Raw genomic sequence first — 270 nt, 5'->3', positions numbered from 1 at the left:
CTGCCCGACACGCTCGACGACACGGAGGTGCCCGACGACTGGCAGCCGGCGCCGGGCGATCCGCTCGCGCAGCTGCTGCGCGGCGAGAATGTGCGGCTCGTGAACGCGGCGCTCGCGAAGCTGCCGCCCGAATACCGCGAGGTGCTGGTGCTGCGCGAGATGGAGGATTTGAGCTACCGCGAGATCGCGGCGATCGCCGACGTGCCGGTGGGCTCGGTGATGTCGCGGCTCTCGCGCGGCCGGCGCCGGCTTGCCGCGCTGCTGGACGGC

Annotated in this window: 1 protein-coding gene; it reads left to right on the top strand. The window is 73.3% G+C overall.

Annotated features, from left to right (window positions below; translation table 11 throughout):
* Window positions 1-270: sigma-70 family RNA polymerase sigma factor (locus SB751_RS30730; protein ID WP_410749118.1), on the top strand; the 270-nt coding region annotated here is incomplete at both ends.

The organism is Cupriavidus sp. SIMBA_020, assembly GCF_046535395.1.
GTDB lineage: Bacteria > Pseudomonadota > Gammaproteobacteria > Burkholderiales > Burkholderiaceae > Cupriavidus > Cupriavidus campinensis.
Note: the sequence above shows the minus strand (reverse complement) of the source record. Positions and strands in the feature narration are given on the sequence as shown.